At 70.3% G+C, this 25,561-nt stretch carries 21 protein-coding genes; 15 read left to right on the top strand and 6 right to left on the bottom strand.

The features are described from left to right. Positions 1-67: 67 nt before the first annotated feature. The 8 genes from NWFMUON74_RS15050 to NWFMUON74_RS15085 all read left to right on the top strand — a co-directional run bounded on the left by NWFMUON74_RS15050 (position 68) and on the right by NWFMUON74_RS15085 (position 12,188). Positions 68-1,495 carry a carotenoid oxygenase family protein gene (locus tag NWFMUON74_RS15050; RefSeq protein WP_187688407.1) on the top strand — a complete coding sequence of 476 codons (1,428 nt, stop codon included), beginning with the start codon at positions 68-70 and terminating at the stop codon, positions 1,493-1,495. A gap of 104 nt (positions 1,496-1,599) precedes the next feature. Next, positions 1,600-2,259: a PadR family transcriptional regulator gene (locus NWFMUON74_RS15055; protein WP_425300421.1), complete on the top strand. Its 660-nt coding sequence runs from the start codon at positions 1,600-1,602 to the stop codon at positions 2,257-2,259. A gap of 60 nt (positions 2,260-2,319) precedes the next feature. Continuing rightward, positions 2,320-3,345 carry an esterase/lipase family protein gene (locus NWFMUON74_RS15060; RefSeq protein ID WP_187688408.1) on the top strand — a complete coding sequence of 342 codons (1,026 nt, stop codon included), beginning with the start codon at positions 2,320-2,322 and terminating at the stop codon, positions 3,343-3,345. An 82-nt stretch (positions 3,346-3,427) separates the two neighbouring features. Next, the gene (gene def / locus NWFMUON74_RS15065) at positions 3,428-4,018 is read left to right on the top strand and encodes a peptide deformylase (RefSeq protein WP_187688409.1); all 591 of its coding nucleotides are present in this window, start codon (positions 3,428-3,430) and stop codon (positions 4,016-4,018) included. Beyond that, on the top strand, positions 4,018-4,941 hold the full coding sequence (fmt, locus tag NWFMUON74_RS15070) for a methionyl-tRNA formyltransferase (RefSeq protein ID WP_187688410.1): 924 nt from the start codon (positions 4,018-4,020) through the stop codon (positions 4,939-4,941). The genes def and fmt overlap by 1 nt, the downstream gene beginning before the upstream one ends. 353 nt (positions 4,942-5,294) lie before the next feature. After that, entirely contained in the window at positions 5,295-6,605 is a 1,311-nt protein-coding gene (locus tag NWFMUON74_RS15075) for an RsmB/NOP family class I SAM-dependent RNA methyltransferase (RefSeq protein WP_187688411.1), read from the top strand. A gap of 391 nt (positions 6,606-6,996) precedes the next feature. After that, positions 6,997-10,845: a Pls/PosA family non-ribosomal peptide synthetase gene (locus NWFMUON74_RS15080; protein WP_232111173.1), complete on the top strand. Its 3,849-nt coding sequence runs from the start codon at positions 6,997-6,999 to the stop codon at positions 10,843-10,845. Next, entirely contained in the window at positions 10,845-12,188 is a 1,344-nt protein-coding gene (locus NWFMUON74_RS15085; protein WP_187688413.1) for a M1 family metallopeptidase, read from the top strand. Before NWFMUON74_RS15080 ends, NWFMUON74_RS15085 begins: the two co-directional genes overlap by 1 nt. A 3-nt stretch (positions 12,189-12,191) precedes the next feature. Here the strand turns inward: NWFMUON74_RS15085 and NWFMUON74_RS15090 are convergent, their stop codons facing one another. Genes NWFMUON74_RS15090 through NWFMUON74_RS15100 form a run of 3 tightly spaced genes read right to left on the bottom strand, consistent with a single transcriptional unit; the run spans position 12,192 to position 15,636 of the window. Further along, positions 12,192-14,267, bottom strand: coding sequence for an NAD(+) synthase (locus NWFMUON74_RS15090; RefSeq protein WP_187688414.1), 2,076 nt, complete (start codon positions 14,265-14,267; stop codon positions 12,192-12,194). A 5-nt stretch (positions 14,268-14,272) separates the two neighbouring features. After that, a complete protein-coding gene (locus tag NWFMUON74_RS15095; protein ID WP_232111032.1) occupies positions 14,273-15,214 on the bottom strand; it encodes an RNA polymerase sigma factor SigF in 942 nt (313 codons plus the stop codon). Next, positions 15,214-15,636, bottom strand: coding sequence for an ATP-binding protein (locus NWFMUON74_RS15100; protein ID WP_187688415.1), 423 nt, complete (start codon positions 15,634-15,636; stop codon positions 15,214-15,216). The genes NWFMUON74_RS15095 and NWFMUON74_RS15100 overlap by 1 nt, the downstream gene beginning before the upstream one ends. A gap of 156 nt (positions 15,637-15,792) precedes the next feature. On the opposite strand from NWFMUON74_RS15100, the gene rpe reads away from it, so the two are divergent. Continuing rightward, positions 15,793-16,452: a ribulose-phosphate 3-epimerase gene (gene rpe / locus NWFMUON74_RS15105; RefSeq protein WP_187689174.1), complete on the top strand. Its 660-nt coding sequence runs from the start codon at positions 15,793-15,795 to the stop codon at positions 16,450-16,452. A 13-nt stretch (positions 16,453-16,465) separates the two neighbouring features. Here rpe and NWFMUON74_RS15110 read toward each other — a convergent pair whose 3' ends face one another. Further along, a complete protein-coding gene (locus tag NWFMUON74_RS15110; RefSeq protein WP_187688416.1) occupies positions 16,466-16,936 on the bottom strand; it encodes a hypothetical protein in 471 nt (156 codons plus the stop codon). 463 nt (positions 16,937-17,399) lie between these two features. Here NWFMUON74_RS15110 and NWFMUON74_RS15115 point away from each other — a divergent pair, with 463 nt between their 5' ends. The 4 genes from NWFMUON74_RS15115 (at position 17,400) to NWFMUON74_RS15130 (ending at position 20,411) form a co-directional block, all read left to right on the top strand. Continuing rightward, entirely contained in the window at positions 17,400-18,008 is a 609-nt protein-coding gene (locus NWFMUON74_RS15115) for a riboflavin synthase (protein ID WP_187688417.1), read from the top strand. Positions 18,009-18,094: 86 nt separating this feature from the next. Further along, positions 18,095-19,345, top strand: a complete 1,251-nt coding sequence (locus tag NWFMUON74_RS15120; protein ID WP_187688418.1) for a bifunctional 3,4-dihydroxy-2-butanone-4-phosphate synthase/GTP cyclohydrolase II — start codon at positions 18,095-18,097, stop codon at positions 19,343-19,345. A gap of 54 nt (positions 19,346-19,399) precedes the next feature. Continuing rightward, positions 19,400-19,903, top strand: coding sequence for a 6,7-dimethyl-8-ribityllumazine synthase (gene ribH, locus NWFMUON74_RS15125; RefSeq protein ID WP_187688419.1), 504 nt, complete (start codon positions 19,400-19,402; stop codon positions 19,901-19,903). A gap of 4 nt (positions 19,904-19,907) precedes the next feature. Beyond that, positions 19,908-20,411 (top strand): PH domain-containing protein, encoded by a 504-nt coding sequence (locus NWFMUON74_RS15130; RefSeq protein WP_187688420.1) that lies wholly within the window; start codon positions 19,908-19,910, stop codon positions 20,409-20,411. Between the two features lie 12 nt (positions 20,412-20,423). On the opposite strand, the gene ggt is transcribed toward NWFMUON74_RS15130, so the two are convergent. Then, on the bottom strand, positions 20,424-22,358 hold the full coding sequence (gene ggt / locus NWFMUON74_RS15135; RefSeq protein ID WP_187688421.1) for a gamma-glutamyltransferase: 1,935 nt from the start codon (positions 22,356-22,358) through the stop codon (positions 20,424-20,426). 124 nt (positions 22,359-22,482) lie between these two features. Here ggt and NWFMUON74_RS15140 point away from each other — a divergent pair, with 124 nt between their 5' ends. Further along, positions 22,483-23,958 (top strand): amino acid permease, encoded by a 1,476-nt coding sequence (locus NWFMUON74_RS15140; RefSeq protein ID WP_187688422.1) that lies wholly within the window; start codon positions 22,483-22,485, stop codon positions 23,956-23,958. A gap of 25 nt (positions 23,959-23,983) precedes the next feature. Here NWFMUON74_RS15140 and NWFMUON74_RS15145 read toward each other — a convergent pair whose 3' ends face one another. After that, a complete protein-coding gene (locus NWFMUON74_RS15145; RefSeq protein WP_187688423.1) occupies positions 23,984-24,787 on the bottom strand; it encodes an ABC transporter ATP-binding protein in 804 nt (267 codons plus the stop codon). A gap of 76 nt (positions 24,788-24,863) precedes the next feature. On the opposite strand from NWFMUON74_RS15145, the gene NWFMUON74_RS15150 reads away from it, so the two are divergent. Next, positions 24,864-25,547, top strand: coding sequence for an HAD family hydrolase (locus tag NWFMUON74_RS15150; RefSeq protein WP_187688424.1), 684 nt, complete (start codon positions 24,864-24,866; stop codon positions 25,545-25,547). Positions 25,548-25,561 lie beyond the last annotated feature (14 nt).

Genomic DNA, 25,561 nt, shown 5'->3' on the forward strand with positions numbered 1-25,561 from the left:
GCCTCACCTCCATAACGAGGTTATTCTAAGCCGCATAACCCGGTTATGTTTCTGTGGGGAGTTCGACATGGACAATCGCTATCTCGAGGGTGTCTTCGCCCCCGTGCCACGGGAGTACACGCTGACCGATCTGCCGGTCACCGGCGCCATCCCCGACCATCTCGACGGCCGGTATCTGCGCAACGGCCCGAATCCGGTCGGTGAGCTGGATCCCGCTCTCTACCACTGGTTTTCCGGCGACGGCATGGTGCACGGGGTACGCCTGCGCGACGGGCGGGCGGAGTGGTATCGCAACCGCTGGGTCCGCGGTCCGGTCACCTCCGTCGCGCTGGGGGAGACGCCGGTGGTGCGCGGTGTATCGGGCATCGGGGCCAATACGAATGTCATCGGGCATGCCGGGCGCACACTGGCACTGGTCGAGGCGGGATTGGCCAATTACGAACTGACCGAGGAACTGGAGACGACCGGCGTCTGCGACTTCGACGGCACGCTCCGCGGCGGGTACACCGCGCATCCCAAGCGCGATCCCGACACCGGTGAACTGCACGCGGTGTCGTACTCCTTCCGGTCCGGCAACACCGTGCGGTACTCGGTGATCGGCGCCGACGGCCGGGCCCGGCGCACCGTCGATATCCAGGTCGGCGGTGCGCCGATGATGCACGACTTCTCGCTGACCGAGAAATACGTGGTGCTCTACGACCTCCCGGTGACGCTGGATCCGCGGCTCTCGGCCGAGATGGCGGTCCCGCGCGGCCTGCGGTTGCCGGCGCGGCTGCTGTTGTCCGCGCTGATCGGCCGGATCCGGCTGCCGAATCCGCCGGTGTCGCAGCGGCACGAACCGCCGCGGGATCGGCGCCTGCCGTATGCGTGGAATCCCCGCTACCAGGCCCGGATCGGGATCATGCCGCGGGAGGGCGGCAATGCCGACGTCCGCTGGTTCGAGATCGAGCCCTGCTACGTCTTCCATCCGCTGAACGCCTACGACGACGGCGATACCGTCGTGCTGGACGTGGTGCGCCATCCCAAGATGTTCGACACCGACCGCCTCGGTCCCAGCGACGGCGCGCCGACCCTGGACCGCTGGGAGGTCGACCTGAACGCCGGGAAGGTCCGGCAGCACCGCTTCGACGATCGGGCGCAGGAGTTTCCGCGTATCGATGAGCGCCGCGTCGGTAAGCGGCATCGCTACGGGTACGCGCCGGCGGTGCGCGGTGGCGGCGACGGTGATTCGGTGCTCTACAAGCACGACCTCGTCACCGGAACCACCGCCCGGCGGTCGTTCGGCGCGGGAAAGAGCTTGGGCGAGTTCGTGTTCCAGCCCTCGGGGCCGGATGCGGGCGAGGACGACGGCGTGCTGATGGGCTTCGTGTACGACGCCCCCACCGATCGCAGCGAATTGGCGATCCTCGACGCCGGGAGCCTCGAGACGATCGCGAGCATCCAGCTGCCGCATCGCGTGCCCGCCGGATTCCACGGCAACTGGCTCCCGGCCTGAGGAGCGTCCGGTTGGTTTGTGTCCTGCCTCACTCTTGTCGAAGATGCATTGTCGATATATCGTCGATGTTGTCAAAGAACGAACAAGCCTGAGGAGGCACAGCCATGGAAAACATGGAGAACATGGATATGCGCGGTCGCTGGCGTGGTCCGCGGCCCGGTGGCCGCGAGCAGTTCCGGCGTCATCCGCGCGGCGGGCACGGCCCGCACGGTTTCGGTCCGGGTTTCGGCCCGTTCGGTCCGGAGTTCGGACCCGGATTCGGGCCCGGGGGCCCGTTCGGTCGTGGTCGCGGCCGGGGTGGCCGCGGGCGGCGCGGTGATGTCCGCGCGGCGATCCTGCTGCTGCTGCAGGAGCGGCCGATGCACGGCTACGAACTCATCCAGCAGATCCGCGAGCGCAGCGAGGACGTCTGGCGCCCCAGCCCGGGGTCGATCTACCCGGCGTTGTCGCAGCTCGAGGACGAGGGCCTGGTACTCATCGACAAGGTCGCCGGGCGCAAGACCGCCAAGCTGACCGACGCGGGCGCCGAGTATGTGCAGTCGCATCGCGACGACCTGGGCGATCCCTGGCAGGAGGTCCGCGACGGCGTCGGTGACCAGGCGCTGGACCTGCGCGAACTGGTCGGCCAGCTGATGGGCGCGGTCGCGCAGGTGGCCCGGGCCGGCACGCCGGAACAGGCGGCCAAGGCGGCCGAGGTGCTCACCGAGGCGCGTCGCTCGCTGTACCGGATTCTCGCCGACGACGACACCGCCCCCGGAAACTGACGGCGGCGAAACACCGTACGCACGGACCATTTCCCGCCCGAGTGGGGAATGATCCGTGAGATGGGACAACGACGGTGCCGCGGATTTCGGGAGGTCTCACAGTGGTGGCGCATCGCGGTGACGGGCGCGACGGTGTGCGCGCTGGCGCTCGGCGCCGGCGCGCATGCCGCGGCCGACCCGGCCGTGCCGCCCGACTATCGCCCGCCGGTGGTTCCCACCGAGCCCGGTCCGCCGCAGTCGGAACACCTGACCGCCGCCTGGTACATGAGGACCCATCCGGCGGCGACTCCCGGCGGAACCAACGATTTCACCTGCCGCCCCAGCGCCGAACATCCGCGCCCGGTGGTGCTGGCGCACGGCACCGACGCCTCCGCCTACACCGACTGGGCCGCCGTCGGCCCGGCGCTCGCCCAGGCCGGATACTGCGTCTTCGCCCTGAACTACGGCGGTAGACCGGACGCGATCCGCGACTTCGGCACCGAGGACTCGTGGTTGTCGGCGCGGCAGGTCGGCGAATTCGTCGAGCGGGTGCGGACGGCGACCGGTGCGCCGCGGGTGGATCTCGTCGGATTCTCCCAGGGCGCCAATGTGACTCGCTACTACCTGAACAAACTCGGCGGGGCCGCCGCGGTCGGCCAGTGGGTGGGCCTCGCGTCGCCGAGTCATGGCGGCGATATGTACGGCCTGGTCCGCGTGGCCGACTCGGTTCCGGGTCTGTGGGGGTTGTTCGAACGGCTCACCTCGCGGGCGGCGGTGCAGCAGGCCGCGGGGTCGCCGTTCATTCGCGCGCTGAACGCCGGCGGTGACACGGTGCCCGGCGTGCGGTACACCACGATCAGCAGCCGGGTCGACGAGATGATCCAGCCGAACGACAGCATGGCGCTGGCCGGCCCGGACGTCACCAACATCTGGCTGCAGGACGTCTGCCCCGCCGACCTGACCGGGCACTTCCATCTGGTGTACGACCCGCTCGCGTGGCAGCTGCTGCTCAACGTCCTCGACCCGGCGCACGCGCGTGCCCCGGAGTGCCGATTCGTGCCGCTCGGGGCCGGTATTCCCGAGGTGGTGCTGGGCGCGCACATCTGATCGGGCGAACCCGGGCGGGACGACGCCGGCGACTTCGTAAACTGAGACGACCGTTTCCTTACTCGCCCGGGAGTTGTTGCACGTGACCATCCAGCCCGTTCGCCTGTTCGGCGATCCCGTACTGCGCGCCCGTGCGGACGAGGTCACCACCTTCGACAGGGAACTGCGCCAGCTGGTGACCGATCTGACCGACACCATGCACGGCAGCGGTGGCGTCGGGATGGCGGCGCCGCAGATCGGGGTCGGCCTGCGGGTGTTCGTCTACGACACCAGCAGCGCCGGGCAGGACCGTCCGGGCACCCGCGGAGCGGGGCATCTGGTGAACCCGACCTATGCGGTGATCGGCGCCGAGGAGCAGACCGGTCCGGAGGGCTGCCTGTCGATTCCGGGTCTGCGTTACGACGTCACCCGGGCGCTGCGGGTGATCGCCCGGGGCGTCGACTTCGACGGCGCCGCAGTGGAATTCGAGGCCGACGGACTGCTGGCGCGCTGTGTCCAGCACGAGACCGACCATCTCGACGGGGTGCTGTATCTCGACCGGCTGGATGCCGCGACCCGCAAGGAGGCCATGCGCGCCGTGCGGGAATCGGACTGGTTCGGCGCGGGCAAGACGGTGATGTCGGCGGCCGAGGTGTCGGCCACGCGCGCCGCGGCGGCGGGACGGGGACGCTGATGCGCCTGGTATTCGCCGGTACGCCCGAACCCGCGGTGCCGTCGCTGCGGCAGCTGATCGAGTCGTCGCGGCACGAGGTGGTGGCGGTGGTGACGCGCCCGGACGCCGTGGCCGGGCGCGGGCGCAAGGTGACCCGGTCGCCGGTCGGGCGGCTGGCCGACGAGCACGGGATCGCGGTGCTGACGCCGGACAAACCGTCGGAGCCCGAATTCGTCGAGCGGCTCACCGCGTTGGCCCCGGACTGCTGCCCGGTGGTGGCCTACGGTGCGCTGCTGCCGCAACGGGTGCTCGACATTCCCCGGCACGGCTGGGTGAACCTGCACTTCTCGCTGCTTCCGGCGTGGCGGGGCGCCGCTCCCGTGCAGGCCGCGATCCTCGCCGGTGACGAGATCACCGGCGCCTCCACCTTCCAGATCGAGGCGGGGCTGGACACCGGGCCGGTCTTCGGCGTGGTGACGGAGAAGATCGGCGTCACCGACACGGCGGGGACACTGCTGGGCCGACTCTCCGAAACCGGTGCGCGCCTGCTGGAATCGACCCTCGACGGCATCGAGGACGGCACGGTCCAGGCCGTCCCGCAGTCCACCGACGGCGTCTCCTACGCGCCGAAGATCGACTCGGATGCCGGGCACATCCGCTGGGACCAACCCGCCCTGGCGGTAGGCCGCCGCATTCGCGCCGTCACCCCCGCCCCCGGTGCCTGGACCGAAGTAGACGGCAAGCGCCTCAAACTGGGCCCGGTGGAACTGGTCGAGGAAACCCTCCCCACCCGCGCGATCGAGGTCCGCAAAACCGGCGTCTACATCGGCACCGCCACCACCGCTGTCCGCCTCGACCAGGTACAACCCCAAGGCAAACGCATGATGCCCGCCCTCGACTGGGCCCGCGGCGCCCGCCTCCAGCCCGGCACGGTGGTCGAGTGACCCGCCCGGAAGGCACTGGCGACCGGCGCGATTCGAACACACGAGGGTCGGGCCCGCGGCGAAACGCCACCCAGGCCTCGCGAGTTCGCCGGGCCGACGACGGGCGGGGTTCGCAGGGCCGGCGGTCCGGCGGTGACCAAGGCCGAGGGGCTCAGCAGTCTGACAATGGACGCGGTTCGCAGGATCGGCGGTCCGGCGGCGGAGAGGGTTCGCGGGCTCGGCGGGGGGACAGCGGCGGCGGGACGCAGGCTGGGCGCGCCGATCGGAGGCAGGGCTCGCGGGCTCGCCAGGCCGACGATGGGCGGGGGAAGGGACGCTCGGGGCGGCGGGGTGCGGGGGATGCGCCTCGGGAGGTGGCTCGGGATGTTGTGCGGGCGGTACGGGAGCGGGATGCCTACGCGAATCTCGTACTGCCCGGGTTGCTTCGGGAGCGGCGGGTCGAGGGGCGGGATGCGGCGTTCGCGACCGAGTTGGCGTATGGGGCCTGTCGATCTCTCGGCGTGCTGGACGCCGTGATCGGGGACTGTGCGGGGCGGGGGGTGGACGAGATCGATGGGCCGTTGCTGGATGTGTTGCGGCTCGGGGTGTACCAGCTGCTGCGTACGCGGGTCGGGGCGCATGCGGCCGTGGATACCTCGGTGGAGTTGGTGCGAGCCGAATTCGGCAGTGGCAAGGCGGGTTTCGTCAATGCCGTGCTGCGGCGAGCGGGGGAGCGCACACCGGAGGAGTGGGTCGAACGGCTGGCGCCGCGGGATCCGCTGGGGCACTTGGCATTCGAGTACGCCCATCCGAAGTGGATCGCGCAGGCCTTCGCGGACGCGCTCGGCGCCCGCGCCGACGAACTGCGCGATCTGCTGGCCGCCGACGACACGCGCCCGGAGGTGCATCTGGTGGCCCGGCCCGGCGACATCACCGCCGCGGAACTGGCCCTCGTGACGGGCGGTGAGGTAGGTCCGTGGTCGCCGTACGCCGTCCACCTCGAGGGCGGTGACCCCGGCAAGCTGGAGCCGGTGCGCGCGGGCATGGCCGCCGTGCAGGACGAGGGCAGTCAGCTGGTGGCCCTGTCGCTGACCCGTGCCCCGCTGCACGGCCCCGACACCGGCCGCTGGCTGGACCTGTGCGCGGGACCGGGCGGCAAGACGGCGCTACTCGGCGCCCTCGCCGATATCGACGGATACCGCGTCGACGCCGTCGAACCGGCCGAACACCGTGCCGAGCTGGTGCGCAAGGCGACCGACGGTCTGCCGGTGACCGTGCACGTGACCGACGGCCGCGCCAGTGGCCTCACTCCCGGCTACGACCGCATCCTCGTCGACGCCCCCTGCACCGGCCTGGGCGCGCTGCGCAGGCGACCCGAGGCCCGCTGGCGCCGCACCCCCGCCGACGTTCGCGACCTCACGCTGCTGCAGCGCGAACTACTCACCGCCGCATGGGATCTCCTGCGTCCCGGCGGCGTGGTGGTGTACTCGACCTGCTCGCCACACCTCCCCGAAACCGTCGCGGTGGTAGGCGACCTGGTCCGGCGCACCGACGCCGAGCAACTCGACACCCGCGCCCTGCTGCCGGGCGTCACCGACCTCGGCGGCGGCCCGGCGGCCCAGCTCTGGCCCCACCGGCACGGCACCGACGCGATGTTCGCGGCGGCCCTCCGCAAACCCGTGTGAGCGCCCCCGACCGAACCCGGAGCACACCGCGGCCGTCGAGTGTGCCGCCTCGCCGCGTACGCCGAACGCGCGTCGGATCGCCCGCCGATGGTGATGTCGGCGATACCGACTCGCGAGGCCGGTAACGCCCGATGGGGCGGCACGCGACCGCACCGCTCTCACCGGGTATACCGCGACCTGGAACAATGGTTCGGGCAAATCGGCCGCACCTGCGGTCGGTGGCGTTCTGCCCGGCGACGGGTGGGACACCGTAAGCGTGGCGTTCGCACATCGGTAACCCTGGCGTGAGACAACCACAGCGCACAGGTGGGGACCGATCGGAAAGGTGAACAGGGACGTGATACTCCAGCCGGAGGTCTCGGAGACCACGGCGGCCGCCGCGGCGTCGCCACTGCTGCGGTCCGCATGCGCCGCACCGCCCCGCACCCTGGTCGACATCCTGGCCGCGACGGCACTGGACCATCCCGACGCGCCCGCGATCGACGACGGCACCGACACCCTCAGCTACGCCGAACTGCTGGCGGAGGTCGACGACACGGTGGACCGGCTGCGCGAGGCGGGTGTGCGGGCCGGTGATCGGGTGGGCGTGCGCATCCCGTCCGGCACCGGCGAGCTGTACGTCACGATTCTCGCCGTGCTGCACGCCGGGGCGGCCTACGTCCCGGTCGACGCCGACGACCCGGACGAACGCGCGCGGCTGGTCTTCGGCGAGGCCGGGGTCAGCGCCGTCGTCACCGCCGACGGCGTGGTCCCGCACGGCGACACCGGCACCGCCCGCCCGGGCACCACGGCGTCCCCCGACCCGGACGACGACGCCTGGATCATCTTCACTTCCGGCTCCACCGGCACGCCGAAGGGGGTCGCGGTCACCCACCGCAACGCCGCCGCCTTCGTCGACGCCGAGGCCCGGCTGTTCCTGCCCGACGCCCCGCTCGGCCCGGGCGATCGGGTGCTGGCCGGCCTGTCGGTGGCATTCGACGCCTCCTGCGAGGAGATGTGGCTGGCCTGGCGGCACGGCGCCTGCCTGGTTCCGGCTCCCCGCGCGCTGGTACGCAGCGGAATGGACCTCGGTCCGTGGCTGGTGCGCCGCCGGATCACGGTGGTCTCGACCGTCCCGACGCTGGCCGCGATGTGGCCCGCCGAGGCCCTCGACGCCGTGCGGCTGCTGATCTTCGGCGGCGAGGCGGTGCCACCCGAACTGGCCGAACGCCTGGCCGGAACCGGCTCGCGCGAGGTGTGGAACACCTACGGCCCGACCGAGGCCACCGTCGTCGCCTGCGCGGCCCGGCTGACCGGGCAGCCGCCCGTGCGCATCGGCCTGCCACTCGACGGCTGGGACCTGGCCGTCGTCGACTCCCACGGAAACCCGGTGGGGGAGGGCGAATCCGGTGAACTGGTGATCGGCGGCGCGGGCCTGGCCCGCTACCTCGACCCCGCCAAGGACGCCGAAAAGTACGCTCCCATGCCCAGTCTGGGCTGGCAGCGCGCCTACCGCAGCGGCGACCTGGTCCGCAACGAGAGCGCGGGCCTGGTCTTTCTCGGCCGCGCCGACGACCAGGTGAAGATCGGCGGCCGCCGCATCGAACTGGGCGAACTCGACAACGCCCTCCAGCACCTGCCCGGCGTCACCGCGGGCGCGGCCGCTGTGCGAACCACCAAGGCGGGCAACCGGATTCTCGTCGGCTACCTGTCCGTCGCCGATCCCGCGTTCGATGTCGCGCACGCGCGCACCCTGCTCGCCGAGCAGCTCCCGGCGCCGCTCGTACCACGCCTGGCCGTCCTCGGCGAATTACCCACGCGCACATCGGGAAAGGTGGACCGCGACGCGCTGCCCTGGCCGCTGCCCGGCGGCACATCCGCTCAGGAACCCGCCACGGATCTGAGCGAGACGGCGCAATGGATAGCGGGACTGTGGAATTCGATCCTCGGCGCCGAAGTGAGCGGCCCGGACGCCGACTTCTTCGACCTCGGCGGCGGATCGCTCGCCGCGGCCCAGCTGGTCACCGCGCTGCGCGACCGCTTCCCTCAGATCACCGTCGCCGACCTGTACGACCATCCCCGGCTGGGCGCGCTCGCCGAACTGCTGGAGTCCGCCGCCCCGGCGGCCGAGGTCGCACCGCGCCTGGTCACCCCGACCCCGCGCCGCGCGCAATGGGCGCAACTGCTGGCCCTGGTGCCGCTGACCACGCTGACCGGCCTGCAATGGCTGACCTGGCTGGGCATCGTCACCAATGTGGCGAGCTGGTCCGGCGCCATTCCGTGGATGCCGGGACTGTCCTGGTGGTGGGCGCTGCTGGGCTTCGTGCTGTTCATCTCGCCACCGGGCCGCATGGCGATCTGCGTCGCGGGCGCACGGCTGCTGCTGCGGGGTGTCAGGCCGGGCAGCTATCCGCGCGGCGGTTCGGTGCACCTGCGGCTGTGGGCGGCGGTGCGGCTGTCGGAGGCCAGCGGCGCCGAGAACCTCTCGGGCGCACCGTGGATGGTGCCGTTCGCGAGGGCACTGGGCGCGCGGGTCGGCAAGGGCGTCGACCTGCACACCCTGCCGCCCGTGACGGGCCTGCTGGAACTCGGCGACGGCTGCAGCGTGGAGCCGGAGGTGGATCTGGCGGGCTACTGGATCGACGGGGACCGGGTGCACATCGGCGCGGTCCGCATCGGCGCGGGCGCGGTGGTGGGATCGCGGTCCACGTTGCTGCCCGGCGCGGTGATCGGCAAGAACGCCGTCGTGGCACCGGGTTCGGCGGTCTTCGGCAAGGTGAAGGCCGGGCAGGAGTGGGCGGGCTCGCCCGCGACCAAGGTCGGCAAGGCCGAACGCCGCTGGCCCGCCGGCGCCCCGCCGCGCGCCGTGCACTGGGTGGCGATCTTCGGCCTGACCTCGATGGCGCTGGCCGCCATGCCGATCGCGGGGCTGGCCGCCGGTGGCGCGTTCATCGCGTGGTGGATTCGCGACGACCGCACGCCGGCGGGCGCGGTCGCCGACGCGTTCCTCATCCTGCCCGTCGCCACGCTGCTGAGCCTGGCGGTCTTCGCCACCGCGACCGTCGTCGCGGTCCGGCTGCTGTCCATCGGGCTGACCGAGGGCTACCACCCGGTCCGCAGCCGGGTCGGTTGGCAGGCGTGGTCGACCGAGCGACTGATGGACTCCGCGCGCACCTTCCTGTTCCCGCTCTACGCCAGCCTGCTGACGCCGCTGTGGCTGCGCCTGCTCGGCGCGAACGTCGGGAAGAACGTCGAGGCGTCGACGGTGCTGCTGCTGCCCAAGTTCACCACCGTCGCCGACGGCGCGTTCCTGGCCGACGACACCATGGTCGCCGGTTACGAACTCGGCGGTGGCTGGCTGCACATCGGCGGCGCGAAGGTCGGCAAGCGAGCCTTCCTCGGCAATTCGGGGATGACCGCGCCCGGCCGCCGGGTGCCGAAGAACGGTCTGGTGGCGGTGCTGTCGGCCGCGCCGGAAAAGGCGAAGGCCGGGTCGTCGTGGCTGGGCAGCCCGCCGGTTCGGTTGCGCCGCACCGCGGGCGACTCCGACACCGCCCGCACGTTCGACCCGCCGCTGCGGCTGAAGGTCGCGCGCGGGGTCGTGGAGACCTGCCGCCTGTTCCCGGTGATGGTCACCTTCGGCATCGGACTCGGTGTGCTGTTCGCGCTGGCCGCGCTGGCGCAGGGGCCCGGGTACTGGTTCGCGGCGCTGCTGTCCGGCGTGGTGCTGCTCGTCGCGGGCGGCTTCGCCGGTGCCTGCGCGATCGCGGCGAAGTGGCTGGTGGTCGGCCGCATCGCGAAAATCGAACACCCGCTGTGGAGTTCGTTCGTGTGGCGTAACGAGGTGTCCGACGCGTTCGTGGAAACCGTTGCGGCGCCGTGGTTCGCGCGCGCGGCGACCGGCACCGCGGTGATGAACGTCTGGTTACGCGGCCTCGGCGCGAGGATCGGGCGCGGCGTGTGGTGCGAGTCGTACTGGCTGCCCGAGGCCGACCTGGTGACCCTCGGCGACGGCGCGACCGTGGAACGCGGCTGCGTGGTGCAGACCCACCTGTTCCATGATCGGATCATGGCCATGGACACCGTGACGCTGGAGGCTGGCGCCACCCTCGGCCCGCATTGCGTGGCACTGCCGGCGGCGCGGCTCGGCACCGGCGCCACCGTCGGCCCGGCGTCGCTGGTGATGCGCGGCGACACCGTGCCGCCCTCGACCCGCTGGCAGGGTAACCCGATCGCGCCCTGGCCGGAGGGCAAGCCGTGATGGGCGAGAAGTTCTACGAGGTGCCCATCGACGAGTACCTGCCGCAGAACGGCAACCGCGGCTACCGGGTGTCGCGCTACGAGCTGGAACTGGTGTACAAGGTGTCGAGCAACCGGCTCTCGGGCCGGGCCGCGATCACCGCGGTGACCACCGCGGCGCGAGCCCGCTTCGCGCTGGACCTGTCCCAATCGTTGAGTGTCACCAAGGTTTTCGTGAACGGTGCGCGGGCCAAGTACGCGCATCAGCGCGGGAAGCTGACGGTCACGCCGGCGCAGAAGATCCCGGCGGGCGGCGTGCTCGCGGTCGTCGTCCAGTACGGCGGCACCCCGCGGCCGGTCCGCGGCCCCTGGGGAGAGGTCGGCTGGGAGGAGCTGACCGACGGCGCGCTGGTGGCCAGCCAGCCCAACGGCGCCGCCTCCTGGTTCCCCTGCGACGACCACCCGAGTTCCAAGGCCAGCTACCGGATCTCGATCACCACCGACTCGCCCTACTACGCCGTCGCCAACGGCACGCTGCTCCGCAAGCAGACCAAGGCCAGCCAGACCACCTGGGTGTACGAACAGCCGGAGCCGATGTCCAGCTACCTGGCGACCATCCAGATCGGCCCGTACCGGCGCTACCGGATCGGGTCGGCGCACGAAACCGATGTGCCGATGCACGCGCTGGTCCCGCCGCGGCTGCGCACGGCCTTCGAACACGACTTCCAGCGGCAGCCGCGGATGCTGGCCGAGTTCCGGGAACGGTTCGGACCCTACCCTTTCGAGGGCTACACGGTGGTGGTGACCGACGACGACCTGGAGATCCCGATCGAGGCACAGGGCCTGTCGATCTTCGGCGCCAACCACTGTGACGGCCGGCGGGGCGCGGAACGGCTGATCGCCCATGAACTGGCGCATCAGTGGTTCGGCAACAGCCTCACCGTGCGGCAGTGGCGCGACATCTGGCTGCACGAGGGCTTCGCCTGCTACGCGGAGTGGGTCTGGTCGGAGGCCGCGGGCGGGCCGAGCGCCGACCAGCTGGCCCGCGCAGCCCGGCACAATCTGGCGCGCAGCCCCCAGGACATCGTGGTCGGCGACCCCGGACCCGCCCTGATGTTCGACGACCGCGTCTACAAGCGCGGCGCCCTCACCCTGCACACCCTCCGTCTCGAACTCGGCGACCCCAAATTCTTCGGCCTGCTCCGCGAATGGACGTCCCGATACCGTCATTCCTCGGTCGACACCGAGGAATTCGCCGATCTGGCCGGTCACTACAGCACGGCGTCCCTGCGCCCGCTCTGGGCCGCCTGGCTCTACGACCGCCCGCTGCCGCAACTGCCCCCGCAGACCGGTACGGCGGGCTGACCCTCAGCCGCCCGGAACGTTCCGTTCGAGTTCGTCCAGCCACGCCGTGGCGACCGCGTCGCTGGGCGCGCGCCAGTCGCCGCGCGGGGAGAGCGAACCGCCGGAGCCGACCTTCGGCGCGTTGGGCAGCGTGGAGCGCTTGAACTGGCTGGTCCGCACGAACCTGCGGAGGAATTCCGCCAGCCAGTGCTTGATGGTGGGCAGGTCGTATTCGTGGCGGTCGGTCTCGGGAATCAGGTCGGGCCAGCGGCCGCGGGTGCGGTCGGACCACGCGTGGTGGGCGAGATAGGCGATGCGGCTGGGCAGATAGCCGAAGCGCAGCAGGAAGTACAGGTGGAAGTCCTGCAGCTCGTAGGGGCCGACGGCGGCCTCCGAACTCTGCCCGGGCTGCGCCGAATCCCCTTCCGCCGCAGCGTTGTCCGACGGAACGAGTTCCGGTGAGATCTCGGTCGCCAGGATGGAGGTCAGCACCTCGTCGGCGGCCGGGCCCAGTTCGCCGGTGTCCACGGCCCAGGCGATCAGGTACTTGATCAGCGTCTTGGGCACCGACGCGTTCACGCTGTAGTGCGCCATGTGATCGCCGACGCCGAAGGTGCACCAGCCCAGCGCGAGTTCACTGAGATCCCCGGTGCCGACCACCAGCGCGTGCTGCTGATTGGCGAGCCGGAACAGGTGCGAGGTGCGCTCACCCGCCTGGACGTTCTCGTAGGTGACGTCGTACTGCGGAACCCTCTCGGCCGCAGGGTGTTCCAGGTCGCGCAGCATCTGCGTCGCGGACGGCCGGATATCGATCTCGCGCGCCGACACCCCGAGCGCGCGCATCAGCCGATGCGCATCGTTCAATGTCCTCGAGCCGGTGGCGAATCCGGGCATGGTGTAGGCCAGCACGTTCGACCGGGGCAGGCCCAGCCGGTCCATCGTCTTGACGGCCACGATCAGGACGAGCGTGGAATCCAGCCCGCCCGACACCCCGATCACCACCCGCTGCGATCCGGTCGCCGCCAGCCGGGTGCTGAGCCCCGCCACCTGGATGTTGTGCACCTCCGCGCACCGCTCGTTGCGCACCGCCGGATTCGCGGGAACGTAAGGGAAGCGGGGCAATTCGCGCTCCAGGGCGACCTCGCCGGAGGGGATCGGCAGCTCCACCTCGATCCGGCGCAGCCGCGCCAGCCGCTCCCGGTGGTCGTGCACGTTGTCGGCGAAGCTGGTCATGCGCAATCGGTCCGCGGCCAGCCGCGGCAGATCCAGGTCGGCGGTCACCAGCTGCGGATGGTCGGCGAAACGCTCGCCCTCGGCCAGCAGATCGCCGTTCTCGCAGATCACCGCCTGCCCGTCCCAGGCCATATCGGTGGTCGACTCCCCGTTGCCCGCGGCCGAATACAGGTAGGCGGCGATATTGCGGGCCGAATGCGAGGCGCACAGCTGCCGCCGATAGTCCGCCTTGCCCACGACGATATTGCTGGCCGACAGATTCACCAGCACGGTCGCCCCGGCGAGTGCGGCGAAACCGCTGGGCGGCAACGGCACCCAGCCGTCCTCGCAGATCTCCAGATGGAAGACGAACCCGTCCAGGTTCGACGCCGCGAACAACAGATCGGCCCCGAACGGCACCCGCTGCCCGGCGAGGGTGAGGTGGTCGTCGAGGTTCTCCCGCGCCGCCGCGAACTGCCGCTTCTCGTAGAATTCGCGATAGTTCGGCAGATAGCTCTTGGGCACCGCGCCCAGCACCCGGCCGCGGTCGATGACGATGCCGCAGTTGAACAACCGGCCCTGCGCCCGTACCGGCGCACCGACCACGAGCACCGAGTCGATGCCGGCGCTCTCGGCGACCACTCGTTCCAGCGCGGCGTCGACGGCGTACTGCAGCGCGTCCTGATGGAAGAGGTCGTCGGCGGTGTAGCAGGACAGGCCCAGTTCGGGGAAGACGGTCAGCACCGCGTGCCGGTCGGCCGCCCGCCGCGCCAGCGTCAGCGTGTGCTCGGCGTTGTAGGCCGGATCGGCCACCCGCACGGGCGGCACCGCCACCGCGACCCGGGCGAACCCGTGCCGATACAGCGAATCGAACGGCAGTCCTCGCATGCGGTTCACTCCCGGGCCGACTGTTCCCGCAGCCGGGCAAGGGTTTTGGCGAGAATGCGCGAGACGTGCATCTGGGAGATGCCCATGCGCTGCGCGATCTGGGTCTGGGTCATGGATTCGAAGAAACGCATGGTGAGGATTCGCCGTTCGCGTTCGGGCAGCCCCGCGAGCAGCGGCCGGATCGCGACGTACTCCTCGACCCGATCGAACTGCGACTCCTCCTCACCGAGGGTGTCCAGCAGCGACGCCTCGGTGTCGCGGCCCACCGACACCGCGTCGATGGAGCTGGGCTGGTAGGCGTTGCCCGCGATGACGGCCTGGGTCACCTCGTCCGGGTCGATATCCAGCTCGGCGGCGATCTCCTTGACCGTCGGGGAGCGGCCCAGCGATTGCGACAGGGTGTCGATGGCGGCCCCGATGCGCAGGTGAGTCTCCTTGACGCGGCGCGGAACCCGCATCGCCCAGGTGTTGTCGCGGAAGTAGCGCCGCACCTCGCCCATGATCGTGGGCACCGCGAAGGACAGGAAGTTCGAGCCGCGCGTGATGTCGAAACGGTCCACCGCGTGCACCAGGCCGACCCGCGCGACCTGAGTCAGATCGTCGAAAGGCTCACCGCGCCCGCTGAATTTGCGGGCGATGTGATCGGCGAGCGGAATGCAGCGGCCGATCAGCTGCGCCCGCAGCTCGGCGCGCCGCTCGGCGTCCTCGCCGGTTCGGGCGAGTTCCTCGAAAAGCGTTGTGACGTCGTCGTATCCGGATACCGACTGGGCGACTTCCGCGACGTCCTCGTCGTCGGTGGCCCCGTCGTCGGTGGCCCTGGAGTCGGGCGCGTCCGTGGCGTTCTCGTCGCCGACGCCGTCGGATTCGGCTGGGGCCGGTGACCGCGGCTGGGGCCGGTCGGCTGCCGCGGCGTCGCCGGGTTCGAACACGGTGTCCTCGTCAGCCACTACGCCTTCCCCCGGACGCGCCGGAATTCCACGATGGTCGGGAAGCCGGATGCCGTCTGGTCGAAGGAATCCTGGGTGATCGTCACCTCGTCGGTGAGCGTGCGCAGCACATGCCAGCCGAAGCTGCGCTGGTCGGGCAGGCCCTCGGCCGCCGCGATGCCGGTGACGCGCACCAGCAGGTCCTCGTCGCCCACCGTGAACCGGCAGCGCAGCGCGGTGCCCGGACCGGCGACGGAGATGAGTGTGGAGCAGGCCTCGTCGACCGCCAGCCGGATGTCGGCCACCTCATCCAGCGTGAAATCGCTGAGCAGGACGAGCGTTTCGGCGAGCCCGCGCACGATCGGCAACTGTGACACGGTAGCGGCGACGCCGATCTCTACGGGGGTGCTGCGCAGGCCCTGTTCCGCCGAAATATTGATCACCCTGAGAAGGCTACCCAAGACGGCCGCGGGTAATCCGCTCTGTGCCTGCATTGAGACGGCCGGTGGGCTCGACCGGCAGGTCAAGGGGTGGCGCGAGCACCGCTACACTTTCGCGCTGTGTCCACCCCGAACTCACCCTTCCACCGGCCGTCACCGATGATCGCCCCGTCCATCCTGTCCGCCGATTTCGCGCATCTCGCGCATGAGGCGCAGGCGGTCGCGAGCGCCGACTGGCTCCATGTCGACGTGATGGACAACCACTTCGTACCCAACCTGACCCTCGGCCTGCCGGTGGTGCAGAGCCTGCTGAAGACCACCGACATCCCGCTGGACTGCCACCTCATGATCGAGGACCCGGGCCGCTGGGCGCCGCCGTACGCCGAGGCGGGCGCTTACAACGTCACCTTCCACGCCGAGGCCACCGACGATCCGGTCGCCGTCGCCCGCGACATTCAGGCCGCGGGCGGCAAGGCCGGGCTGTCGGTGAAGCCGAACACGCCGATCGAGCCGTACCTGGAGCTGTTGCGCCACTTCGACACCCTGCTGGTGATGAGCGTGGAGCCGGGCTTCGGCGGCCAGTCGTTCATTCCGCACGTGCTGGACAAGGCGCGCACGGTCCGGCGGCTGGTCGACGCCGGTGAGCTGCGGCTGGTCGTGGAGATCGACGGCGGCATCAATATGGACACCATCGAGCAGGCCGCCGAGGCCGGGATCGACTGTTTCGTCGCCGGGTCGGCGGTGTACGGCACCGAGGATCCGGGTGCGACGGTGGAGAAGCTGCGGCAGCGGGTCGTGGCGGTCGAAGCCCGGCTGTAGCGGCGCGAAAGGGTCAGCGCGCCGGTACTTTTCGGCCGCACACCGCGCGGGTCGCCGCGATGACCGATTCCAGCGGCGGCACCGTCTCGGCGGTCTCGGGTGTCCGGATCCACGTGCGGTATCCGGTGCGTTCGTCCTCGGCCGAGGGCAGCACCACCTGACTGCCGGTGCAGGCCACGGTGACGTAGAGCCGGAACAGTTCGGCCGAGACATAGTTGGTGAGGCACTCCGGATGGGCCGGGCCGGTGATGAAGGTCCAGCGCCGCGCGCGGGGGTGGTGGACGACGGGCCCGGCCAGTCCCTCGCACGACAGTTGCCGTTGCACGCGTTCACCGAGATCCGTCGGCATGGTGACGGCGCCGTAGCGTTTGCCGATCTCGAGCAGGATGTGACGTGACGTGGGGTCGATCGATGCCGGCAGGTGAAATTCGTGACGGTATTGAACACAGCGAACCTCGAGTGTCGAATCGAGAATCGTGGTCACACCGCACCCCCATCTCTGTCGTGGTCGGTTCGAGCGGCCGAGCGGTGAACATGCTCGTGATGATGAAGTTGAACCGCGGATCAACTGCACAACAATGTTGCTTCCGATCGCAAGCGAACGCAAGCTCTGGGTGTAAGTGAGTCGGCGACCGGGTAAAAACACAGCTCCGGGCCCGGGCGGACAGCCCGCCGGGAATCAATCGGCGCGGCAATTCGTGGTGCGCGTCGGGATAATTCCGATATCTGCCGGAATGCATTTTCGATTCCGGACGGTGCGCAAGTATCTCCGCCGGTTTCGGCGCCGATTTGCCGGGCAGTGGTCGCGCGAACGCGGGGCGAAGGCGGCCGGGTGCCGCCTACGACCGCGCGTCGTTACGCTGGAGGCGCCGCAGCGGCTTCCGGGAATAGCACCGGCGGTGCGGGCTGTTGGCGCTAGCGGGCATCGGGCGACAGGAGTAGAGGACATGTTCACAGGCATCGTCGAGGAGCTGGGCGAGATCGTCGCCGCGGACCGGTCGGCCGGTTCGGCCCGCCTGACCATCCGCGGCAAACTGGTGACCTCCGATGCCGGGCACGGTGATTCGATCGCGGTGAACGGAGTCTGCCTGACGGTCGTGGACATCGTCGACGGCGACTCGTTCACCACCGACGTCATGGGGGAGACCCTGGATCGGTCCAGTTTGGGCGGGCTCGACGTCGGATCCCGGGTGAACCTGGAACGCGCGGCCGCCGTGAACAGCCGCCTCGGCGGCCACATCGTGCAGGGGCACGTCGACGGCACCGGCGCGGTCGTCTCCCGCGACCCGCAGGAGAACTGGGAGGTCGTGCGGATCTCGCTGCCGGAGAACCTGGCCCGCTACGTCGTGGCGAAGGGGTCGATCACCGTCGACGGCATCTCCCTCACGGTCTCGGGGCTCGGCGGCGACGCCGCGTCGGGCGACTGGTTCGAGGTGTCGCTGATCCCCACCACCCGCGAGCTCACCACCCTCGGCGCCGCACCGGTCGGCGCCATCGTCAATCTCGAGGTCGATGTCATCGCCAAATACGTCGAACGGTTGCAGCAGCGCGGATGAGCAGGCTGCGGTCACGGGCCGATCCGGGAACCAGGGCCCGACGCAGTACTGTTACTGGTACCTAATCGAGATGGAGCGCAGCAGACGTGACCAGGTTCGACACCATCGAGCGCGCAGTCGCCGACATCGCCGCCGGTAAGGCGGTCGTCGTCGTCGACGACGAGGGCCGTGAGAACGAGGGCGATCTCATCTTCGCCGCGGAGAAGGCCACCCCCGAGCTGGTGGCGTTCATGATCCGCTACACCTCCGGCTACATCTGTGTGCCGCTGACCGGTGCCGACTGCGACCGCCTGGGCCTGCCCCCGATGTACGCGATCAACCAGGACAAGCACGGCACCGCCTACACGGTGTCGGTGGACGCGCGCGAGGGCGTCAGTACCGGTATCTCCGCCGCCGACCGGGCCACCACCATGCGTCGGCTCGCCGACCGGTTCGCCAAGCCCGAGGACTTCACCCGGCCCGGGCATGTGGTACCGCTGCGCGCCAAGGACGGCGGCGTACTGCGCCGCCCCGGCCACACCGAGGCGGCCGTCGACCTCGCTCGCCTCGCCGGTCTCGGCCCGGCGGGGGTGATCTGCGAGATCGTCAGCCAGAAGAACGAGGGCGACATGGCCCGCACCGAGGAGTTGCGGGTCTTCGCCGACGAGCACGAACTCGCGCTCATCTCGATCGCCGACATGATCGCGTGGCGGCGCAAGCACGAGAAGCAGGTGGAGCGGGTCGCCGAGGCCCGCATCCCCACCCGATTCGGCGAGTTCCGGGCCGTCGGATACAAGAGCATCTACGACGAGGTGGAGCATGTGGCGCTGGTGCGCGGCGACTTCACCGTCGACGGCGGCGAGGACGTCCTGGTCCGGGTGCATTCCGAATGCCTGACCGGTGATGTGTTCGGCTCGCTGCGCTGCGACTGCGGCCCGCAACTGGACGCCGCCATGGAGATGGTGGCGGCCGAGGGCCGGGGCGTGGTGCTGTACATGCGGGGCCACGAGGGCCGCGGCATCGGCCTGATGCACAAGTTGCAGGCCTACCAGCTCCAGGACAACGGGCACGACACCGTCGACGCCAATATCGAACTCGGCCTGCCCGCCGACGCCCGCGACTACGGCACCGGCGCGCAGATCCTGGTCGATCTGGGCATCTCCTCCATGCGGCTGCTGACCAACAACCCGGCCAAGCGGGTGGGCCTGGACGGCTACGGGCTCAGCATCACCGAGCGGGTGCCGATGCCGGTGCGCGCCAACGCCGAGAATCTGCACTACCTGCGCACCAAGCGGGATCGCATGGGCCACGACCTGGTCGGGCTGGACGATCTCGACCTGGGCGAGACCGCGCAGTAACCCCGCGCTTCGAGCGGACACCACGACGGCCACACGGAAAGGCGGACCTTTCGAATGAGCGGTACGGGCGTACCGGAGTTCGCGCTCGAGGATGCGAAGAGCCTGCGGCTCGGCATCGTCGCGTCGCGGTGGCACACGAAGATCTGCGACACCCTGGTCGCGAACGCCGAGCGGGTGGCCCGCGCCAGCGGCGTGGCGGAGATCACCGTGGTGCGCTGCGCGGGCGCGATGGAATTGCCCGTGGTGGCGCAGGCGCTCGCCCGCGATCACGACGCGGTGGTCGCGCTCGGTGTCGTGATCCGCGGTGAGACACCGCATTTCGAGTACGTCTGCGATGCGGTGACCGCGGGCCTGACCCGGGTCTCGCTGGACGAGAGCACCCCGGTGACCAACGGCGTGCTCACCGTCGACACCGAACGTCAGGCCCTGGACCGGGCCGGGCTGCCGGATTCGGCCGAGGACAAGGGCGAGCAGGCCGCGGCGGCCGCGCTCGACGCGGCGCTGACGCTGCGGGCGCTGCGCACGCCGGGTGCCGCCGGATACCGCCAGACGGTCTGAGCCGATGTCGCCCGTCGTCCGGATCTGGAAGCGCGGCCCGCAACCCCCCGAGCCGGAAGCCGCTGTGCCGCAGTGGGATCTGGAGGTGCGGCCGCGGCGTGCGGTGCGGACCGCGCGAATCGTGGCCGGCGTGATCGCGGTGCTGTTCACCGTCGCCGGTATCGCCTCGGCGCACAGCGCGACGGGCGTGAATTTCCGCGGGGCGGATCAGGTGGCGGTCATCTGCTTCGGCTGGCTGCTCGCCGGTGCGGTGCTGTTGCTGACCCGGCCGCGGGTGCGGGTGGGCGCGCAGGGTGTCTCGGTGCGAAATATCTTGGGCGACAACATGTTCGAGTGGAAAGACATTCGCGGCGTCACGATCCCCGACAAGCGCGCCTGGGCCCGCCTGGAACTGATCGGCGACGAGTACGTCCCGATGCTGGCGATCCGTGTCAACGACAAGGAGCGCGCGGCGCGGGCCATGGAACGCTTCCGCGACCTCGGCGCGAAATACACTGCGGGACAGTAGGTCCCGAGCCCGCTACTCGACGTCGCCCATCACCGCGCCCTCGCGGCGGGGGTCCGCGCCGCCGATCCAGCCGTCACCCTCGCGCCGCAGGGCGCTGAGGCCGCTGGTCTGGGCATCGACGGAGACCTGGTGACCCATCTCGCGCAGCGTCCGCACGAGCGGGTCGTGGTCGCCGTTGTCGGTGGCGTCGATCGCCGGATGCTCGCCGCCGACGCCGGTGACGGGCGTATTGGCCGCGCCGAACGCGACACCCGATACCGCCTGCTGCGGGTCCAGGCGCCAATCCAGCATGCTCACCAGGGTTTTCACGACGAACTGGATGATCACCGAACCGCCGGGCGAGCCGGTCACATACGACAGCTGCCCGCGCGAGCCGTCGGCGGCGCGGTCGAACACCAGTGTCGGGCTCATCGAACTGCGGGGGCGCTTGCCCGGCTGCAGCCGGTTGGCCAGTGGTGTGCCGTCGGCCGCGGTCGGGGTGACGTTGAAATCGGTGAGCTGGTTGTTGAGCACGAAACCGTCGACGAGATGGAACGAGCCGAAGGCCGACTCCACCGTCGTGGTCATCGCGGCGGCGTTGCCGTACTTGTCCACCACCGAGACGTGGCTGGTGCCGTGCTCGGGGGGCTGCGGGCCGGTGCCGAGCGGCACGGGGCCGAAGTCGCCGGGTTGCGCGGTACCCATGGCGCGGTCCGGATCGATCTGTGCCGCACGCTGTTTCAGGTAGTCCTTGTTCAGCAGTGTGCCGGACGAGTTGCCGGGCAGCGGAACGAAGTCCGAGTCGGCCACGTACTTGTCGCGGTCGGCGTAGGCCAGCCGCTCCGCCTCCGAGATCAGGTGCACCGCTCGGGCTTGGGGCCTGCCGCCGTTGTTGTCGACATCGTCCGGCGGCAGCGCCGACAGATCGAAGTTCTCCAGGATGCCGAGGGTGGCGGCGACCGTGGTGCCGCCCGAGGACGGGTTGGGCATGCCGCAGATCTCGTGCTCGCGGTAGCCCGTGCACAGCGCCGTGCGCTTCTTGGCCTGGTAACCCGCCAGGTCCGCGAGAGTGATGTGGCCCGGGGTGCGCCCGCCGGAGGTGTTGGCGGTGGCGTCGACGATGTCCTGGGCGATGGCGCCGGTGTAGAACGCCGCCGGACCGTCGGAAGCGATGGCGCCCAGCGTTTTCGCCATCGCCGGATTGGTGAGGTCGGCGCCGGCGGGCTTCGGGCTGCCGTCCGGCTGGAGGAAGTAGGCCCTGGCGTTCTCGTCGCGCGCCAGATCGGGGGCCGACTCCGCGATCTGGCCCGCCAGCCGCGGACTGATCGCGAAACCCCGATCGGCCAGGTCGATCGCCGGCGTGAACAGGTCGCGCCAGGGTTGCTTGCCGTGGTCGGCATGGGCCAGTTCGAGCAGCCGCAGCGCGCCCGGCACGCCGATGGACCGGCCGCTGGCCCGCGCATTCGGTTGCGGCGCGGTGCGATCGGCGTCGCTGACCCAGCGCAGATAGTTCTCGGTGGCGGCGGCGGGCGCGACCTCCCGGCCGTCGTAGGCGTCGACCGTGCGCGCTGCCGCGTCGTAGTACATCAGGAACGCGCCGCCGCCGATGCCGGACGCCTGCGGCTCCACCAGACCGAGCACCAGCTGGGCCGCGACCAGGGCGTCGGCCGCGGTGCCGCCGTCGGCCAGCACACGACAGGCGGCCTGTGTCGCAAGGGGATTGGCGGCCGATACGGCATAGGTGCCGGTGCGCACGGGCGTCATATCACTGCGGTAACCCGACGCGATCTCCGGATTGGTCGCGATATCGGTGCCGGTGGCGGTGGGTCCGGCGGCGACACGGGTGCCGTTCGCGGTCTCGGCGCACGACGCCGCCGACGGCTCGGAACTCGACGAGCAGCCGGTGATCACCCCGGCGGCGAGCAGTGCGGCGGTGGCACCGGCCCAGATGTGTCGCGTGCGCCTCATGATCGGACTCTATCGCCCGCGTCCGACACGGGCAGTGCTTTCGCCGGGGCAGCGGCGCGGGACTCGGCTACCGACCAGGTAACGTCGGACGCTCACCGACCGAGCGCGGAGGGCCCACCGGCAGATGACGGAAGTGCGGAGCGAGACGTACCTCGACGTCGAGGACAGCGGCTACCACAAGAGTCTGAAACCACGCCAGCTGCAGATGATCGCCATCGGCGGCGCGATCGGCACCGGACTGTTCCTCGGCGCGGGCGGCCGCCTGGCGAGCGCCGGTCCCGGACTGTTCCTGGTCTACGGGGTGTGCGGCGTCTTCGTGTTCTTCATCCTGCGGGCGCTGGGTGAACTGGTCCTGCACCGGCCGTCGTCGGGGTCGTTCGTCTCCTACGCCCGGGAGTTCTACGGCGAGAAGGCCGCTTTCGCCGCCGGATGGATGTACTTCCTGAACTGGTCGATGACCGGCATCGTCGACACCACCGCGATCGCCACCTACCTGCACTACTGGGGTCCGTTCCAGCCGATCGCCCAGTGGCTGCTGGCGCTGGTCGCGCTGTGCCTGGTGCTCGGCGTGAACCTGGTCTCGGTGAAGTGGTTCGGCGAACTGGAGTTCTGGGCGGCGCTGGTGAAGGTCGTCGCGCTGGTGGCCTTTCTCGGGATCGGCACCTTCTTCCTGGCGGGCCGGTTCACCGTCGACGGCAACGAGACCGGCCTGGGTATGGTGTCGCACGCCGGGGGCTGGTTCCCGACCGGGCTGGTGCCGTTGGTCACCGTGACCTCCGGCGTCGTGTTCGCGTACGCGGCAGTGGAGATGGTCGGGACCGCGGCGGGGGAGACGGAGAACCCGCAGAAGATCATGCCGCGGGCGATCAACTCGGTGATCCTGCGCATCGTGGTGTTCTACATCGGCTCGCTGGTGCTGCTGGCACTGCTGCTGCCGTACACGGCCTACTCCGCGTCGGAGAGCCCGTTCGTCACCTTCTTCGGGAAACTCGGTGTGGGGAACGCGGGTTCGGTGATGAACTTCGTGGTGCTCACCGCCGCGTTCTCGAGCCTGAACGCGGGGCTGTACTCCACCGGCCGCATCCTGCGGTCGATGTCGATGAACGGCAGCGCGCCGAAGTTCACCGGCCGCATGAACAAGCGCGGCGTGCCCTACGGCGGCATCCTGCTGACCAGTGTGATCGCCCTGTTCGGGATCTGGCTCAACTACATCGTGCCCTCGCGTGCGTTCGAGATCGTGCTCAACGTGGCCTCGATGGGCATTCTCTCGTCCTGGGCCACGATCGTGCTGTGCCAGCTGGCGCTGTGGCGGCGGTGGCGGCACGGGGACGCCGAGCGTCCGGCGTTCCGGATGTTCGGCGCGCCCTACACCGGTCTGGCGACACTGGTGTTCCTGGCGGCCGTGCTGGTGCTGATGGGCTTCGACTACCCGGTGGGGACATGGACGGTCGCGAGCCTGGTGGTACTGGTGCCCGCGCTGATCCTGGGCTGGTTCGCCGCGCGTAAACGGGTGCTGGCCATCGCGACGGAGCGCCGCGGCTACACCGGTGAGTTCCCGGTGGTAGCCAATATCCCACTGGACGACGACCGGGAAACGTAGCGGCGCAAGGTCTTACGGTCGCGGATCAACCCGCGGAGACGCTGTGGTCGGTGCGGACCTGCCAGCGGCCCGCGCTGCGAGTCAGCCGGACCGGATGGTCGAAACAGGTACCGATGTTCTCGCCTGTGAGTACCTCGTCCACGGAACCCATTGCGACACAACGCCCCTCGCGCAGCAGCAGGACGTGCGTGGTGCCGGGCGGCAACTCCTCGAGATGGTGGGTCACCAGCACGGACGACAGCTCCGGATGGGTGGTCTGCAAGCGGTCGAGGCGGTCGATGAGCTGCTCTCGGCCCGCCATGTCCAGGCCGGTGGTGGGTTCGTCCAGCAGCAGCAGGCGCGGATTCGGCATGAGGGCGCGCGCGATCAGCGCCCGGCCGCGCTCACCCTGGGACATGGTCGGCCAGCGGGCGTCGCGGCGGTGCGCCAGGCCCAGCAGGTCGATCAGGCGGTCCGCCTCGGCGATCTCGGCGGCCGTGGGATTCCAGCGCTGCTTCAGGTCGGCGGTGTTGGTGAGGCCGGTGAGCACCACCTCGTGCGCGGTGAGCGGATACGGTGGCGCGTGGCGGGGGTCGACATGACCGATCGCGGTGCGCAACTCACGCATGTCCACCCGGCCGAGCCGGTGACCGAGCACCTCGACGGCGCCGTGCGTGGGATGTTCGAAGGCGCCCAGCATCTTCAGCAGCGTGGTCTTGCCCGCGCCGTTGGGGCCCAGCAGCGCCCAGTGCTCGCCCGGGCGCACCGTCAGCGAGACCTCGGCGAGGATCGGGTTGCCGTTGCGCACGAAATCCACCGCGGTGACCTGGATGATAGGGGTGTCGGCCATGCGCCCACGGTAACAAACTCCTCAGACAAGCTGATGGGTGGCCTGTGTCATGGGACGAATTGTGTAGGCTGGCCCGGTGACCATCGAGGCCGTGCTGTTCGATTTCTCCGGGACGCTGTTCCGGCTGGAGGGCAACGAGAGCTGGGTCGAGGACCTCATCACCGCCGACGGCCGCCCGCTCGACGCCGCCGAATCGGCCGAGGTGCTGCGGCGCATGACAGCGCCCGAACAGCTGGTGCGGTTCGACGAGCGCGGGCAGTACGCCTGGGAGCATCGCGACCTGTCCGCCGATCTGCATCGCGAGGCCTACATGGCCGTGCTGCGCCAGTCCGGGATCGAACAGGGCCGGGCGGACCGGCTGTACGCCCGCATGGTGGACCCGCTGGAGTGGACGCCGTACCCGGATACCGACGCGGTGCTGAAATCGCTGGACGCGCAAGGCATTCCGGTGGCGGTGGTCAGCAATATCGCCTTCGACGTGCGCCCGTCGTTCGCCGCGCACGGCTGGGACCGCGAGGTGGCGCTGTACGCGCTGTCGTACGAGGTCGGCGCGATGAAGCCCGATGCGCGAATCTTCGAATGGACGCTCGAGCGCCTGGGCGTCGCGCCGGAGGCGGCGCTCATGGTCGGTGACAGCCGCGAGAACGACGGCGGCGCAACGGCTCTGGGCTGCCGGTTCGCCTGGGTGGACCCGCTGCCGACCGCCGAGCGGCCCGACGGATTGCGCTCGGCGCTGCGCGAGCACGCAGTGACCGTCTAGCGCGCCGCGGCACG

Source organism: Nocardia wallacei, from assembly GCF_014466955.1.
GTDB classification, from domain to species: Bacteria; Actinomycetota; Actinomycetes; order Mycobacteriales; family Mycobacteriaceae; genus Nocardia; species Nocardia wallacei.

Excerpts from the sequence above, each read along its gene's own strand:
- NWFMUON74_RS15050 (WP_187688407.1), top strand. The coding sequence starts at position 68 with ATGGACAATCGCTATCTCGAGGGTGTCTTCGCCCCCGTGCCACGGGAG.
- NWFMUON74_RS15055 (WP_425300421.1), top strand. The coding sequence starts at position 1,600 with ATGGAAAACATGGAGAACATGGATATGCGCGGTCGCTGGCGTGGTCCG.
- NWFMUON74_RS15060 (WP_187688408.1), top strand. The coding sequence starts at position 2,320 with ATGGGACAACGACGGTGCCGCGGATTTCGGGAGGTCTCACAGTGGTGG.
- fmt (WP_187688410.1), top strand. The coding sequence starts at position 4,018 with ATGCGCCTGGTATTCGCCGGTACGCCCGAACCCGCGGTGCCGTCGCTG.
- NWFMUON74_RS15085 (WP_187688413.1), top strand. The coding sequence starts at position 10,845 with ATGGGCGAGAAGTTCTACGAGGTGCCCATCGACGAGTACCTGCCGCAG.
- NWFMUON74_RS15090 (WP_187688414.1), bottom strand. The coding sequence starts at position 14,267 with ATGCGAGGACTGCCGTTCGATTCGCTGTATCGGCACGGGTTCGCCCGG.
- rpe (WP_187689174.1), top strand. The coding sequence starts at position 15,793 with ATGATCGCCCCGTCCATCCTGTCCGCCGATTTCGCGCATCTCGCGCAT.
- NWFMUON74_RS15115 (WP_187688417.1), top strand. The coding sequence starts at position 17,400 with ATGTTCACAGGCATCGTCGAGGAGCTGGGCGAGATCGTCGCCGCGGAC.
- ribH (WP_187688419.1), top strand. The coding sequence starts at position 19,400 with ATGAGCGGTACGGGCGTACCGGAGTTCGCGCTCGAGGATGCGAAGAGC.
- NWFMUON74_RS15130 (WP_187688420.1), top strand. The coding sequence starts at position 19,908 with ATGTCGCCCGTCGTCCGGATCTGGAAGCGCGGCCCGCAACCCCCCGAG.
- ggt (WP_187688421.1), bottom strand. The coding sequence starts at position 22,358 with ATGAGGCGCACGCGACACATCTGGGCCGGTGCCACCGCCGCACTGCTC.
- NWFMUON74_RS15140 (WP_187688422.1), top strand. The coding sequence starts at position 22,483 with ATGACGGAAGTGCGGAGCGAGACGTACCTCGACGTCGAGGACAGCGGC.
- NWFMUON74_RS15145 (WP_187688423.1), bottom strand. The coding sequence starts at position 24,787 with ATGGCCGACACCCCTATCATCCAGGTCACCGCGGTGGATTTCGTGCGC.